Annotated in this window: 11 protein-coding genes and 1 pseudogene; 11 read left to right on the plus strand and 1 reads right to left on the minus strand. The window is 59.8% G+C overall.

From position 1 onward, the window contains the following. Nucleotides 1-114 precede the first annotated feature (114 nt). The 8 genes and pseudogenes from AB7828_RS29835 to AB7828_RS29870 form a co-directional block, all read left to right on the plus strand. Nucleotides 115-1,266: an iron-containing alcohol dehydrogenase gene (locus tag AB7828_RS29835; protein WP_441231970.1), complete on the plus strand. Its 1,152-nt coding sequence runs from the start codon at nt 115-117 to the stop codon at nt 1,264-1,266. After that, nucleotides 1,263-1,700, plus strand: coding sequence for an acyl-CoA thioesterase (locus AB7828_RS29840; RefSeq protein WP_441231971.1), 438 nt, complete (start codon nt 1,263-1,265; stop codon nt 1,698-1,700). Before AB7828_RS29835 ends, AB7828_RS29840 begins: the two co-directional genes overlap by 4 nt. A gap of 9 nt (nt 1,701-1,709) precedes the next feature. Next, nucleotides 1,710-2,483, plus strand: coding sequence for an enoyl-CoA hydratase-related protein (locus tag AB7828_RS29845; protein ID WP_441231972.1), 774 nt, complete (start codon nt 1,710-1,712; stop codon nt 2,481-2,483). Nucleotides 2,484-2,494: 11 nt separating this feature from the next. Continuing rightward, nucleotides 2,495-3,256, plus strand: coding sequence for an N-acyl homoserine lactonase family protein (locus AB7828_RS29850; RefSeq protein WP_441231973.1), 762 nt, complete (start codon nt 2,495-2,497; stop codon nt 3,254-3,256). 60 nt (nt 3,257-3,316) lie between these two features. Next, entirely contained in the window at nt 3,317-4,069 is a 753-nt protein-coding gene (locus AB7828_RS29855) for an SDR family NAD(P)-dependent oxidoreductase (RefSeq protein ID WP_441231974.1), read from the plus strand. Between the two features lie 25 nt (nt 4,070-4,094). Further along, nucleotides 4,095-5,660, plus strand: coding sequence for a class I adenylate-forming enzyme family protein (locus tag AB7828_RS29860; RefSeq protein ID WP_441231975.1), 1,566 nt, complete (start codon nt 4,095-4,097; stop codon nt 5,658-5,660). 2 nt (nt 5,661-5,662) lie between these two features. Continuing rightward, nucleotides 5,663-7,126 (plus strand): NADP-dependent succinate-semialdehyde dehydrogenase, encoded by a 1,464-nt coding sequence (gabD, locus tag AB7828_RS29865; RefSeq protein ID WP_441232343.1) that lies wholly within the window; start codon nt 5,663-5,665, stop codon nt 7,124-7,126. 67 nt (nt 7,127-7,193) lie between these two features. Further along, nucleotides 7,194-7,772 (plus strand): annotated as a pseudogene (locus AB7828_RS29870) (adenylate kinase); the annotation flags it as partial. Nucleotides 7,773-7,869: 97 nt separating this feature from the next. Here the strand turns inward: AB7828_RS29870 and AB7828_RS29875 are convergent. Then, nucleotides 7,870-8,406, minus strand: a complete 537-nt coding sequence (locus AB7828_RS29875; RefSeq protein WP_441231976.1) for a MarR family winged helix-turn-helix transcriptional regulator — start codon at nt 8,404-8,406, stop codon at nt 7,870-7,872. A 133-nt stretch (nt 8,407-8,539) separates the two neighbouring features. Here AB7828_RS29875 and AB7828_RS29880 point away from each other — a divergent pair, with 133 nt between their 5' ends. The 3 genes from AB7828_RS29880 to AB7828_RS29890 are packed head-to-tail and all read left to right on the plus strand — an operon-like array spanning nt 8,540 to nt 13,913. Beyond that, nucleotides 8,540-10,318 carry an AMP-binding protein gene (locus AB7828_RS29880; RefSeq protein ID WP_441231977.1) on the plus strand — a complete coding sequence of 593 codons (1,779 nt, stop codon included), beginning with the start codon at nt 8,540-8,542 and terminating at the stop codon, nt 10,316-10,318. Nucleotides 10,319-10,330: 12 nt separating this feature from the next. Next, nucleotides 10,331-11,515, plus strand: a complete 1,185-nt coding sequence (bktB, locus tag AB7828_RS29885; protein WP_441231978.1) for a beta-ketothiolase BktB — start codon at nt 10,331-10,333, stop codon at nt 11,513-11,515. A gap of 37 nt (nt 11,516-11,552) precedes the next feature. After that, nucleotides 11,553-13,913, plus strand: coding sequence for a 3-hydroxyacyl-CoA dehydrogenase NAD-binding domain-containing protein (locus tag AB7828_RS29890; protein ID WP_441231979.1), 2,361 nt, complete (start codon nt 11,553-11,555; stop codon nt 13,911-13,913). Nucleotides 13,914-14,021 lie beyond the last annotated feature (108 nt).

Here is a 14,021-nt window from a genome sequence, read left to right on the forward strand (position 1 = left end):
AAGTCATGTGTCGGGAGTTCTGAACTCTCCTCGCGTGATCGCACTAAATCTAACGAAACTCGCGCGAAGCCGCGGCGCAACCGAGCCGCGCGCTCCCGTCTCACGGAGTCCAGGATGCAGGGGTTTGTCTTTCAGTCCACCAAGTCGATGATGGTCGAACCGGGGTGTTCGGCGCGTATCGGTGAAGTCGTGAAGGCGCTCGGCTGTGTTTCGGTGCTAATGGTGTCCGATCCCGGCGTGAAGAGAGCGGGCTTACTGGAGAATGGGCTCGCAGGTCTAAAAGCTGCTGGCGTGGCCGTTACTCTGTTCACCGATGTCGAGGCGGATCCGCCGGTTCACGTGATCGACAAGGCCGTAGCGATCGCGAGGGAAGCCAACGTCGATGGGGTCGTCGCTATCGGCGGTGGCAGCTCCATGGATGTCGCAAAGCTCGTTGCGCTGCTGGCGGTAGGCAACGAGCGGCTCGACGATATCTACGGTGTCGGTGTGGCCAAGGGTCCCCGCTTGCCCCTGGTATTAGCGCCGACCACAGCCGGTACAGGATCCGAGGTCACGCCGATCTCCATCGTGACGACGGGCGAGGGTGAAAAGAAGGGCGTCGTGTCCCCCGTAATCTTGCCGGATTGGGCGATTTTGGATGCGGAGCTCACGCTCGGACTGCCTCCGGCGGTGACGGCTGCGACCGGCATCGATGCGATGGTACATGCGATCGAAGCGTATACCAGCAAGCGCCTAAAGAACCCGCTGTCGGACTCGCTTGCGCGCGAAGCCCTGCGTCTTCTCGGTGGGAATATTCATACGGTCTGCAAAGACGGTCAGAATCTGGCCGCCCGTCAGAATATGCTGTTCGGATCGATGCTGGCTGGCATGGCATTCGCAAATGCACCGGTCGCCGCCGTTCACGCGCTGGCTTACCCGGTCGGAGCGCGATTCCATGTGCCGCACGGCCTTTCGAACTCCTTGGTCTTGCCTCAAGTGTTGCGATTCAACGCGCCCGCTGCCGAACATCTTTATGCGGAAATTGCCGACATTCTTCTGCCGTCGGCCAATGGGTCAGCAAGCCACAAGACTGTTGCGTTGGTCGAGATGTTGTCCGCCCTTCCGGAAAAGCTCGCACTTCCGACACGTCTCCGGGATGTCGGAATTGCGGCGAAGGATATCGAGGAACTCGCAAGCGACGCGATGAACCAGACGCGTCTCCTTATGAACAATCCCAGAGAGGTAACGAAAGAGGATGCTCGCGCAATCTATGAGGCGTCGCTGTGAGCGGGCGAGCACCACCCGACCGGCGGGATAGCTATCGGTACTTCCAGACGATGACAACGCGCTGGATGGACAATGACTCGTATCGCCATATGAACAACACGACCTACTATGCGTTCTTCGACACGATCGTGAACCAGTACCTGATCGAAAACGGTGTTCTGGATGTCGAAAAGAGCGAAGTCATCGGCTTGGTCGCCGAAACGACGTGCAGCTACTTCAAGTCGCTAGGTTTCCCGTCCAAGGTCACGGTTGGCCTTCGCGTCGGTCGTCTGGGCACGACCAGCATTCGGTACGAAATCGGCTTGTTCGATGAGCAGGCAGATGAGGCATCCGCACAGGGGCACTTCGTCCACGTCTACGTGAACCGTGAAACCGGACGTCCTGTGCAGCTTCCGGAAGCGCTGCGGTCCGTTGTATCCGGCCTGACCGCATAGGAGGCCGAAATGTCCGATATCGAAATCACCAAGGACGGCCAAGTTGCGATCGTCACTCTCAATCGGGGGCCGCAGCGCAATGCGGTTACGCACGCAATGTGGAAGGAGCTTGCTTCAATCTTCGCAGGCTTCAATGCCAATACCGAGGTCAGAGGTGTCATCCTCACGGGCGCAGGCGGGAATTTCAGCGTCGGTGCCGATGTCTCGGAGTTCGGCAAAGTTCGGTCGGATGGCGCTCAGAGCAAAGCTTACGAAGTCGCCGTGGATGCTGCGTCGGAAGCGATTGCAAACGCCCGCATGCCAGTGATCGCCGTTCTTGCCGGCTACTGCCTCGGCGGTGGTTGCCATCTGGCAATGGCTTGCGACTTTCGCTTCGCCGAGCGCGACGCCGCAATCGGAATTCCGGCTGCGAAGCTGTCGATCGTCTATGGCGTTCGCAGCACGCAGCGGCTGATGTCCCTGGTCGGACTGACCAACGCCAAGCGCGTACTCTACTCGGCGGACCGGTACACGGCGGCCGAGGCCGCATCGATGGGGCTAGTCGATGAAGTATCGGCAGACCCGATGAGCGATGCCCTGCAATACGCAAAACGTATCGGCGCGCTTGCCCCACTCTCGGTTGAGGGCGCGAAGCGAATCCTGACGGGCATTGCGATGGGTGAGGGGAGGCTGGATGTCGCGGAGGCAAATGCCTTCATAGACCGCGTATCCGACAGCGCCGACTACAGGGAAGGCCGTCGGGCATTTGCCGAGAAGCGGTCTCCGGATTTCCGAGGAAGTTGAGGATCACGTAGATGAAGATGCACGTATTGTCAGGTGGTCGATTGCGAATGCGCAAGAGCATCTATTTCCCGGACGTCGCCAAGGATGCCACGATCGAGATGCCGGTGTCCTGCATCTTGTTAAAGCACCCCAAGGGCAATGTGTTGTTCGACACCGGTTGCCACCCCTCTGCTGCGACAGATCCGGAAGGCCGCTGGGGCGCGTTGGCGAAAGTCATGACGCCGATCATGGCGAGGGAAACGAATATTTTAACCGAACTCCAGGCGGTCGGGGTGGAGCCCGACGAAATCAATTTTGTCATTTGTTCTCACCTTCATCCAGACCACTGCGGCTGCAATGAGTTCTTTCAGATGGCGACCGTAGTCGTGCACGACCGTGAACTTGCGGCTGCCAAGGAGCCGGGAGCGACGAATGCCGGGTATCTATCCGCAGACTGGGATCATCCCATGCCCATGCGAGTAGTCGATAAGGAGACCGATCTCTTCGAGGACGGACGCATCGTGCTCATTCCGTTGCCCGGTCACACCCCGGGCATGATGGGAGCCTTGGTCCAACTCGACCGGGATGGACAATTTCTGCTGGCGTCCGATGCGGTCGGCCTGCGGGCAAACCTCGACCACGACTTCATCCCGAAGAACACCTGGAATGTCGAACAGTGTCGACAGTCCTTCGCCGAGGTCCGGCGTCTTGAGAAGGCGGGCGCTAAAGTCATCTGCGGCCACGATCTCGAACAATGGGATGCCCTCCGCAAGGGTACGGACGCGTACGAATAGGCTGCACCCTGCGGCGCACTCGGATCACTAATTGAAAAAAAACAGAACGGAGAATTTCAGATGGATATGGAACTCAAGGGTAAAGTCGCACTGGTCACTGGATCCGCACGCGATGTAGGTCGGGAAATCGCGCTGTCGCTTGCCTCAGAAGGCGCGGCCGTCGCGGTCAACTACAATGGTTCGGCCGAGAAGGCGAAGCAGGTGGTTGCCGATATCGAGAGCCGGGGCGGCCGGGCGATCGCATATAAGGCAGACGTCGCCGACTTCGGTCAGGTGAGCGCCATGGTCGAGAAGGTCGTGGCAGATCTCGGCGGTCTCAATATCGTCGTCAATAATGCGGGGGTTGCTCTGCGCAACCGTTTCATCGACACCACTCCGGAAGAGTGGAAGAAGCAGATCGACATCTGCCTTTACGGCGCGATTCACATTTCGAAGGCGGCGGCGCCGCATCTGCAGAAAGCCGGCGACGGCCGCATCATCGCGCTGGTCGGTGACTCCTCGCGCGTCGGCGAATCGGGGCTGGCGATCGTTGCCGCCGCGCGCAGCGGCGTCATTGCTCTGATGAAGTCGCTCGCCCGTGAAATGGGCCGTTTCGGGACGACGGCAAACACGCTCTCGCTCGGTCTGATTGAGACGCCGCACGACCTCGAATGGGTCAACGCCAACCGCGAGAAACTGACCAAGCTTTACCCGCTCAAGCGCCTCGGTTTCCCGTCCGACATCGCGCCGATGGTTTCGCTTCTGGCCTCCAAGCATGGCGCCTGGATCACCGGCCAGACCATCAGCATCAGCGGCGGCTTCAGCATGGTTTGACGCCGGAAAGGCGGAGGGCGGTTCAATGATTCACACGGATCTCATCGCGACCATACCCGATCTGCTTGCGCGGCATGCCGCGCAACGCGGCTCGCAGACCGCATATCGTGATCATAAATCGAGTGTCACTTATGCTGCCCTTGCCGACCGCACGGCTCGGCTTGCGGGGCATCTTGCAGATCTCGGCGTGGAGCCTGGCGAGAAAGTCGCGATCTTCCTGCCCAATTCTGTCGAATGGGTGGAGAGTTGCTTTGCGATCAACCGCGCCGAAGCGGTAAGCGTGCCGATCAGTCACGATGCCACGGAATCCGAAATCCTGTATCGTCTGCAGGATGCGGGCTGCACGGCGATCATCACAACCGATGATCGTTCACAGCTCGTGGCCAAGCTGAAAGATCAGGCGCCCACTCTGCGGGCGGTCGTCCTTGTCGGCCAGGGCAAGGCTCTCGGGACTGTCGCTCGGTACTCCGACATGGCGACGACGGCACCCAAGACTGCGCCTCGTGACGGCATGGGGATTCAAGAGCCAGCCTTCATCATCTACACGTCAGGAACAACGGGGCGCGCCAAGGGCGTCCTGCTGTCGGTCCACAGCATGCTGTGGGTCGTGGCGGCATGCTGGGCACCGATTGCGCAGCTTTCCGACGCCGACGTCGTGCTGTCGCCTCTGCCGCTCTTCCATTCGTATGCGCTGAACTTGTCCGTCCTCGGAATTCTCGCAACGGGAGCAACCGAGCACATTATGGAGAAATTCTCGGTCAAGGAGGCGGTTCGTCTTCTGAAAACCGGAGAGTTCACTGTCCTGCCCGGCGTCCCGACGATGTTCCACTACCTTCTGGAAGCAACTCGGGACGATCTCCACGCTATATTCCCGTCTCTCCGCGTCAGTATGTCTGCGGGAGCGATCCTGCCCGCGGCGCTCAACCGCGAATTCGAAGAGCGGTTCGGTATCAAGCTGCTCGACGGATACGGCATCACCGAGACCTCGACCATGGTCACTATGAACGGTCTCGATGGTGCGCGGGTGATGGGATCGTGCGGTTTGCCGCTTCAGGGCGTTGCCGTGCGCATTGTTTCGCCGGCGTCGAACCTGGATGCAGCGGTCGGCGAGGAAGGCGAGCTCATCGTTCGCGGTCCCAACCTGATGAGCGGCTATCACAACAAGCCGGAGGAAACCGCGTCTGCGCTCAAAAATGGCTGGTACCACACCGGTGATCTGGCGCGCAGTGACATCAATGGGTTTCTGACAATTACAGGCCGCTTGAAGGAATTGATCATCCGCGGCGGGCAGAACATCGCGCCCGCCGAAATCGAGGAGGTCGTCGATGCGTTCGAGGGCGTAGTTGAATGCGCCGTCGTGGGCGTACCGCACGACCTTCTGGGTGAGGTGCCTGCCTTGTTCGTTGTCCCGCGGGCCAATACAGAACTCGTCGGGACGGCGATCCTCGATCACTGCAAGATCCATCTTTCCTCCTACAAGGTGCCAGCCTCGGTTCACTTCGTGAAAGAAATTCCACGCACCGGCTCGGGAAAGATCATCCGCTTCAAGCTTAAAGAGTCGCTGGCGGCTCCAATCGATAAGGCCTCATGACCATGACATTGAAGTCATCCCTGAAAGACCAGTCTCTGCTTCGCGATGCCTGCTATGTCGACGGCGCGTGGATCGCGGCCGAGCAGGGAGAGACGATCACGGTCGAAAATCCGGCCAACGGAGAGAGTATCGGCAGCGTTCCGAAGATGGGAGCCGCAGAGACGAACAGGGCGATCGAGGCCGCCAATGATGCACTGCCGTCATGGCGCGGCCGCACCGCCAAGGAGCGGTCCGCCGTTCTGCGGCGTTGGTTCGATCTGATGATGGCGAACCAGGAGGATCTCGCCAGGATCATGACCGCCGAACAGGGGAAGCCGTTGGCGGAGAGCCGGGGTGAGATTGCGTATGCCGCAAGCTTCATTGAATGGTTCGCGGAAGAAGGAAAGCGAGTCTATGGCGATACGATTCCCTCGTTCTCGTCCGATCGGCGCATCGTGGTCCTCAAACAGCCGATTGGTGTATGCGCCGCAATCACTCCCTGGAATTTTCCTGCCGCGATGATCACTCGAAAGGCCGGTCCCGCTCTCGCGGCTGGCTGCACGATGGTTGTGAAGCCCGCGAGTCAGACCCCGCTCTCCGCGCTCGCACTTGCCATCCTGGCCGAGCGCGCTGGCGTGCCGAAGGGGGTGTTTTCAGTCGTGACTGGCTCGGCGGCGGCAATCGGTGGTGAAATGACGTCGAATCCAATCGTCCGGAAAGTGACGTTCACCGGATCGACGGAAATCGGTAAAATGCTGATGCAGCAAAGTGCATCGACAGTGAAACGGACCTCGATGGAATTGGGTGGCAATGCACCGTTCATCATCTTCGATGACGCTGACATTGATGCTGCGGTGAAAGGGGCCATGGCGTCGAAGTATCGCAATGCTGGGCAGACCTGCGTATGCGTGAACCGAATCTTCGCCCAGGATGCCATCTATGAGCGTTTCGTCGAGCGCTTGACGCAAGCCGTGCGCGCTCTCCGCGTGGGGGATGGGTTCGAGGATGGTGTTACCATCGGGCCGCTTATCAACACTGCGGCCGTCGAAAAGGTTGAGGAACACATCAAGGATGCGACTGGCAAGGGTGCGCGGATTGCCGCCGGCGGTCGCCGGCACCACCTGGGTCGTACGTTCTTCGAGCCGACCATTCTCACCGACGCGACGCCGGATATGCTCATCTTCCGAGAAGAAACATTCGGACCCGTCGCGCCAATCTTCCGGTTCAAGACCGAAGAAGAGGCGATCAAGCTCGCCAACGACACAGAGTTCGGCTTGGCAGCGTACTTCTACGGTCGCGACATCGGCCGCATCTGGCGAGTTGCCGAAGCGCTCGAGTACGGTATGGTTGGAATCAACGAGGGCATCATCTCCACGGAGGTCGCACCATTTGGAGGTGTGAAGGAGAGTGGAAACGGGCGCGAAGGTTCCAAATATGGCATCGAGGACTATCTTGAGATCAAATATCTCTGCATGGGAGGAATTTGATGGCAATCGCGAATTTCTCTCCGGCGACTATCGACTGGATTCCGACAGAAGTTGAGGGTTGGCGCAAATGAGGGTGGTTCTTCTCGGTCCGCCGGGGGCGGGCAAGGGGACGCAGGCAGTTCGTTTGGTGGAACGTCACAACATCGTTCAGCTATCCACAGGTGACATGCTGCGTGCTGCCGTGGCTGCCGAGACCGACATCGGCCTGAAGGCGAAGGATATCATGGCTGCTGGTGGTCTCGTTCCAGACAAAGTCGTGATCGGAATCATCTCGGACCGGATCGAGCAGCCCGATGCGGCCAATGGCTTCATCCTCGACGGCTTTCCGCGTACGGTGCCGCAAGCCGAAGCGCTGGATGCACTGCTGACCTCGAAGGGGCTTGTGCTCGACGCTGCAATCGAACTGCGCGTCAATGAAAACGAACTGCTAAAGCGCGTCGAAGCGCGTGTGGCGCAGATGACCGCGCGTGGCGAGACGATACGCGCCGACGATACTCCGGAAGTGCTGTCGAAGCGCCTCGGGAGCTATCGGGCCTCGACCGCACCCCTCGTGCACTACTATTCGGAAAAGGGAGCGCTTTTAACCTTTGATGGCATGAAGTCCATCGACCAGGTGGAAGCGGAGATCGGTCACCACCTGTCAGCGCCGATCTCTATATAGGCTCAAGAATTCGCGTGTAGCGCAGGCGCTACGTCACGTATGGGCATATGGTTGGCGGCCGCATCGACTGTAAATTATGGTTTTACGATGAGGCTTCCGGAACGAGCTTCCAGAGAAGTCTGAGGATCTTTGTAGCGTCATCCATGTCGAGACGTTCGAGCATTCTCGCTTGGTGCTTTGCAAAACGCTCCTTGAGGATCGCCAGCAATTGGTGGCCGGGTTTGGTGAGGTTGATCAGCCTCACGCGGCCGTCGTCCGCGAACGTTGCGCGCACAGCCAAGCCGCGCTGTTCCAGCTTATTGATGATCGGAACCATCCTTGGTCGTTCGACGTCAAGCGCAAGAGCTAAATCTGCCTGATTGATGCCCGGATTGTCCGCAACGACGGCGAGAACCGAAAACTCGACGGCTGTTACGCGATGTTCGTCGAATGACCGGTAGATGTCCTGGAATACGGCTATCTGCGCGCGCTTAATCGCGTAACCGATCGTGCCTTCAAGATACGACATATCTGTCGTCTTCGAAGAACTCGGCGCGTCAGCCGGCGCGGCTCGCGAGGGTTGGTTCGAACTCGGTTTGCGAGGTTTGGGACGAAGCTTCTTTGATACTTGGCTGGCCACGCGATTCTCCGATGAGCGGACTCACTATAGCGGAAAAGACGCCGGGAGGCGTTCAATTCGGTTTGCGCAATATAGATAATGGTGTTATCTATATTGCAACAATTGCTCAAGGCAGATTGATGGGGAGGTGGCCGTGCTTAGTCTGAGCGAATCCAAAACGACGATCATTGAAGGACCGGCGGTCAAATCGCTCGGCTTCAGAAGCGTCGGCGAGATGCTTGCGAGCGCGGCGGCACATGCGCCGTTACGTTTATTCCTGGAACAGCGTGTCCCCGGTGGATGGATCTCACTCAACTATCAAGACGCCGATCGACAAAGCGATCTGATTGCCAATGCGCTGGTCGCACGTGGGCTGGGGCCGGAAAGGCCGCTGGCTATTCTGTCGCAGAATTCGATCGCACATGCCTTGATGAGTCTGGGAGCCATGAAGGCAGGAATTCCCGTCGCCCCCATATCCGTAGCCTATTCGCAAAGCGAGGATATCCGTCGGTTGCAGGCTATTCTGTCACTGCTGACCCCGGGTGCCGTTTTCGCGCAGGACGAGAACGTATGCGCCAACGGTTTTCAGTTCGCGCAAAGCCTCGGGATTCCCGCGATTGTCGCGGAAACCAAGAGGCCGGGGCAGGTCACCTCGCTCGATGATCTCGTTGACGAGGGCCGCGCCCTGAGGGCGCCCTTGGTCTCGCCGTCCCAGGAAACCGTTGCGAAAGTCCTGTTCACCTCGGGCTCTACCGGGGCACCGAAAGGTGTGATCGTGACTCACGGGATGATGTGCTCGAACCAAGAGGCCATCCTGCAGAACTGGCCCTTTCTCGCAGAAGAGCCGTTGTGTGTTGTGGACTGGTTGCCGTGGAATCACGTGTTCGGCGGCAATCTGGTCTTCAACGCAGTCATGCGGAACGCCGGTACGCTGGTGATCGACTATGGTCGACCGCTGCACGGCCATTTCCAGCAGACCATTGACAACATCAAGCGGTCGCCGCCGACCATGCATCTATCCGTTCCTGGAAGCCTTACGGAGCTGGTTAGGGCCATGAGGACGGATGAAGATCTCGCCGTCAGGTTTTTCAGTCGTCTTCGCGCAATCTTCTCGGCGGGCGCAGCTCTTCCCGAAACGACATGGGATCAACTTCGGGAGTTGGCGGGAAAACACGGGCGAGCCAATTTCCAAATCTACATCGGTTGGGGCTCAACCGAGACTTCTCCCGTGGTCTCGATCACGCCGCCGGACAACAGGCATTGCAACAATTTGGGCGCTCCCGTCGCCGGTGCGGCAATCAAGCTCGTCGCGGCCGACGGTCGTACGGAACTGCGTCTGCGTGGACCGATGGTCACGCCCGGCTATTGGCGCAACCCGCAGGCCACGGCGGATGCATTCGACGAGGACGGATACTACCGGATCGGGGATGCCGGGCGGCTCGTTGATCCGTTTGATGCAGGCAAGGGGGTGCTGTTCGACGGGCGGGTCGCAGAAAATTTCAAACTGACTACGGGCACTTGGGTCCAGGTCGGCAAAGTCCGTGTCTCGGCCATCAGCGCCGCAGCTCCGGCGATTCAGGATGCTGTCGTGGCCGGGCAAGACCGCGACGAAGTCGGGCTTCTGATCTTTCCGAGTCTGGCGGGATGCCGCGAGGTCGCGGGAAAGCCCAATGCGACGCTCGAGACACTCGTCGCCGATCCCGCCGTGCGGCGGCACCTACTCAAAAGCCTCTCGGAGTTGGCGCGAGGCGGATCGTCGATGCGCATCGGCCGGGCCCTCCTCATGACAGAGCCGCCTTCGATGGGCGACGGAGAGATCACCGACAAAGGATATCTCAACCAGCGCGCTGTCCTGAGCCGACGCAAAGATCTCGTGGATTTGCTGTTCGGCGATCCGCCGTCAGCAGAAATCATCTTCCCATCCGCAACATGAAGGACGTCTCCCATGGCTGAAGGCATTTTTATCGTCAGCGGCGCGCGCACCGCCATCGGCTCGTTCGGCGGCAGTCTCAAAGACAAGTCGCCCACAGCGCTCGGCGCCGTCGCTGCGCGCGCGGCAATTTCGCGCGCCGGACTCGAACCTGGCGAGGTCGACAATTCCGTGTTCGGAACGGTTATCCCCACCGAGGCAGCCGATCTGTTTCTCGGGCGCACCGTGGCCGTCGAGGCCGGCATGTCGACCGATTCGCAAGGGCTCACCGTTAACCGACTGTGCGGGTCGGGCGCACAAGCCATCATCAGTGCGGCGCAGATGATCCGGCATGGTGACTCGAAGATCGCGATCGCAGGCGGTGCCGAGTCCATGAGCCGCTCGCCATTCTCGATCATGGGCATGCGATACGGTCACAAGATGGGCGATGCCGTCATCTATGACTGGTTGACAAATACGCTCGCCGATCCGTTCGGCCACGGCGCGATGGGGTGCACAGCAGAAAACGTTGCCGAACTGCATCAGATTTCGCGGACGCGCCAGGACGAATTCGCCCTTGTCAGTCAGAGCCGTGCGGGCGCGGCAATCAACGAGGGGCGGTTCAAAGAGCAGATTGTCCCGATCGAACTCAAGACACGCAAGGGCACGACCACGTTCGACACCGACGAACATCCCCGTTTCGGTGCCAATATGGATGATCTCGCCAAGCTGAAGCCGGCGTTCCGGCAGAATGGCACGGTCACCCCGGGCAATGCGTCGGGCATCAATGACGGCGGCGCCGCGGTGGTTTTAGCCAGCGAGTCGGAAGTCGTGCGCAGAAACCTGTCGCCGCTCGGTCGGCTTGTATCGTGGGGCCTTGCCGGGGTGCCGCCGGAAATCATGGGTGTCGGGCCCGTCAAGGCCGTGCCGATTGCACTCGAGCGCTCCGGTCTCACGCTGGCGGACATCGATGTCATCGAATCCAACGAGGCCTTCGCGGCCCAGGCGCTCGCGGTTTGTGATGGGCTCGGCCTCTCTTCAGACAAGATCAATCCCAATGGCGGCGCCATTGCACTCGGCCATCCACTCGGCGCGACGGGCGCGATCCTCACCGTCAAGGCGCTCTACGAACTGCGTCGGATCGGGGGGCGATATGCCGTCGTGACGATGTGCATCGGCGGTGGACAGGGCATCGCGCTGGTCGTCGAAAGCCTCAACTAATCCGAACTATGCATCCCAAAATCCGAGAACCTGATTCATGAATATGAGAGCCGTCGAGAATTCCGAAGCGTCGACAGCGGTACGGTCCGACATCCCCCACGCAACAACCGTAAACGCGCTGTTCGCGGACCGTGACCTCCGCAAGGTGACCGTCATCGGGGCGGGCTCGATGGGATCGGGCATCGCAGCGCTGCTGGCGAGTGCCGGCGTGTCCGTTCGCTTGCTGGACATGGCGGGGCCGGTAAATGATCGCAATGCGATCGCGCAAGGTGGCGTCCAGCGGCAGCTCAAGGCCGAGGGGTTTATCCATCCGGCTGCCGCGGCGCTGGTGGAAGTCGGCAATCTCGATGATGACCTTCAGACGATCGGAGATTCAGACTGGATCGTCGAGGCGATCGTCGAAGATCTCGCAATCAAGCGGGAACTGTTCGTCCGCATCGAGCGGTACCGCAGGGAAAACGCGATCGTCTCATCCAACACCTCAACAATACCGCTCAAAGATCTGATTGAAGGTCGATCCGATCGGTTCAGACAAAATTTTGCAATCACCCATTTCTTCAACCCGCCGCGTCGGATGCAGTTGCTGGAAGTTATCCAGGGCCATGCGGACCGCGAGGCTCATCTTCGCGTCGAGCGCTGGGCGACGGAGTTGCTCGGCAAGTCCGTTGTCGCATGCCGTGACACGCCGGGCTTCATCGCCAATCGCATCGGCAATTACTGGATGTCGGTGGCGTCGCTGGAAGCAATAAAGGCGGGGATTACGGTAGAAGAAGCTGACGCGACAGTGGGACAGCCTTTCGGCGTGCCGCGCACCGGCGTGTTCGGCCTGTTCGACTTTGTCGGCATCAATCTTGTCCCGCTGGTTTGGGAAAGCCTGCTTGGCATGTTGCCGCAGGACGACGCGCATCACCGCCACGATATCACCGACGATGCGCTGTTCGCATCGATGCTGCGGCGAGGGCTTACGGGGCGGTTCGGCCCCGGCGGCTTCTACCGCCGGGCATTGCCGGACGGCAGCAAGGTCGATGAAGTTATCGATTTGCAGAGTGGCGAGTATCGTCAGCGTCAATCTCCGTCTCCGGCGGACTATCGCGGTCTTCGCGCGCTATGCGAGAGCGCCGGCTCTGCGGGTGATTACGCATGGAAGGTATTATCCCATCTGGTCCAGTACTCGGCTGGCATCGCATCCGAGATTGCGGATGACATCGACGCCATCGATCTGGCGATGCGCATCGGCTACAACTGGAAGTTCGGACCATTCGAGCTTGCAGACGAAGTCGGAGCCGATTGGATCGTCGCGCGGCTGGAGCAGGAGGGCAGAGACGTTCCTCCTCTGCTTCGGGAAGCCGCCAGCCGCGGCGGTTTTCGACCGCAAGTCGCGTCAACGACGGCCAGCCGAGAAAGAGCGGGCCGACAGCTTCGACTGATCGACATCAAGCAGAAGAGTGCGCCTATCTACCGCAATTCTTCGGCATCGCTCTGGGATATCGGCGATGGCGTGGCCTGCCTTGAGATTCACACCAAGCTGAATGCGTGCGACGAGCATGTGGTGGAGGCACTGCAGGAGGCGGTCCGGCTCGTGCCGCATGGTCACCGAACCCTTACGATCGGCTCCGGCGAAGGACGGGCCTTTTCGGCTGGCGCCAAGCTCGACGTGTTTATCGCGCACGTGAAGGCAAACGATTGGGCTGGTCTGCGCAATTTCGTTGCGTCGGGACAGAGCGCATTGCTGGCGTTGAAATATGCACCATTTCCCGTGGTTGCCGCGAGCTGGGGACTGGCCCTCGGGGGTGGCTGTGAACTGATGATGCATTGCGATGCTATCGTCGCCCATTCCGAACTGCAGGCCGGATTTCCCGAGCGAAATGCGGGAATCATTCCGGGCTGGGGTGGCGGGACGCAACTTTTGCTACGGCATCTTGAGCGCGGTGCGGCTCCCGAGGCCGCCGCGCTTCAGGCTTTCATCACGATCGTTGGATGCGACATCTCGCGCTCGGCACTGTTCGCACGTGACGCTGCGTTGTTGCGACCGGGCGATCATGTCCTGATGAGCCAGGCGCATGTCCTCGACCGTGCAAAAACCCTGGCGCTCAAGCTGGTTGACGATTACCGCGCGCCGGACTTTGCGGCCATCATGATCAGCGGATCGCAAGGACGGACCGCGTTGCAAGCAAAGATCGACGCCGAACTCGCCGAGCGGAAGTTTACACAAACGGACGCCGGTATCGCCGAGGAATTGGCCATCGTGCTGACCGGCGGGGCGTCCGCAGACCTGCAAATTTCCGAGACCGCGATGATGGCGTTGGAAGTTGATGCAATCGTCGAACTCGCCAAGCGGGCATCGACGCTGGCCCGCCTTGAACATTTGCGGTCGACCAACAAGCCGCTGCGCAACTGAACCAAAGTACTTGGGACAAGAAACCGAGGAGAAGGAAGGCGCGAAACTGGGGTTCAATACTCGAACACAAAAATCAAAACGGAGGAAATGAAATGAATAGGAAAATCC

Source organism: Tardiphaga sp. 215_C5_N2_1 (assembly GCF_052076055.1).
GTDB lineage: Bacteria > Pseudomonadota > Alphaproteobacteria > Rhizobiales > Xanthobacteraceae > Tardiphaga > Tardiphaga robiniae.

What these genes read in the sequence shown, in the direction of transcription:
- gabD (WP_441232343.1), top strand. Translation starts at nt 5,663, where the DNA reads ATGACATTGAAGTCATCCCTGAAAGACCAGTCTCTGCTTCGCGATGCC.
- bktB (WP_441231978.1), top strand. Translation starts at nt 10,331, where the DNA reads ATGGCTGAAGGCATTTTTATCGTCAGCGGCGCGCGCACCGCCATCGGC.
- AB7828_RS29855 (WP_441231974.1), top strand. Translation starts at nt 3,317, where the DNA reads ATGGATATGGAACTCAAGGGTAAAGTCGCACTGGTCACTGGATCCGCA.
- AB7828_RS29890 (WP_441231979.1), top strand. Translation starts at nt 11,553, where the DNA reads ATGAATATGAGAGCCGTCGAGAATTCCGAAGCGTCGACAGCGGTACGG.
- AB7828_RS29835 (WP_441231970.1), top strand. Translation starts at nt 115, where the DNA reads ATGCAGGGGTTTGTCTTTCAGTCCACCAAGTCGATGATGGTCGAACCG.
- AB7828_RS29850 (WP_441231973.1), top strand. Translation starts at nt 2,495, where the DNA reads ATGAAGATGCACGTATTGTCAGGTGGTCGATTGCGAATGCGCAAGAGC.
- AB7828_RS29860 (WP_441231975.1), top strand. Translation starts at nt 4,095, where the DNA reads ATGATTCACACGGATCTCATCGCGACCATACCCGATCTGCTTGCGCGG.
- AB7828_RS29845 (WP_441231972.1), top strand. Translation starts at nt 1,710, where the DNA reads ATGTCCGATATCGAAATCACCAAGGACGGCCAAGTTGCGATCGTCACT.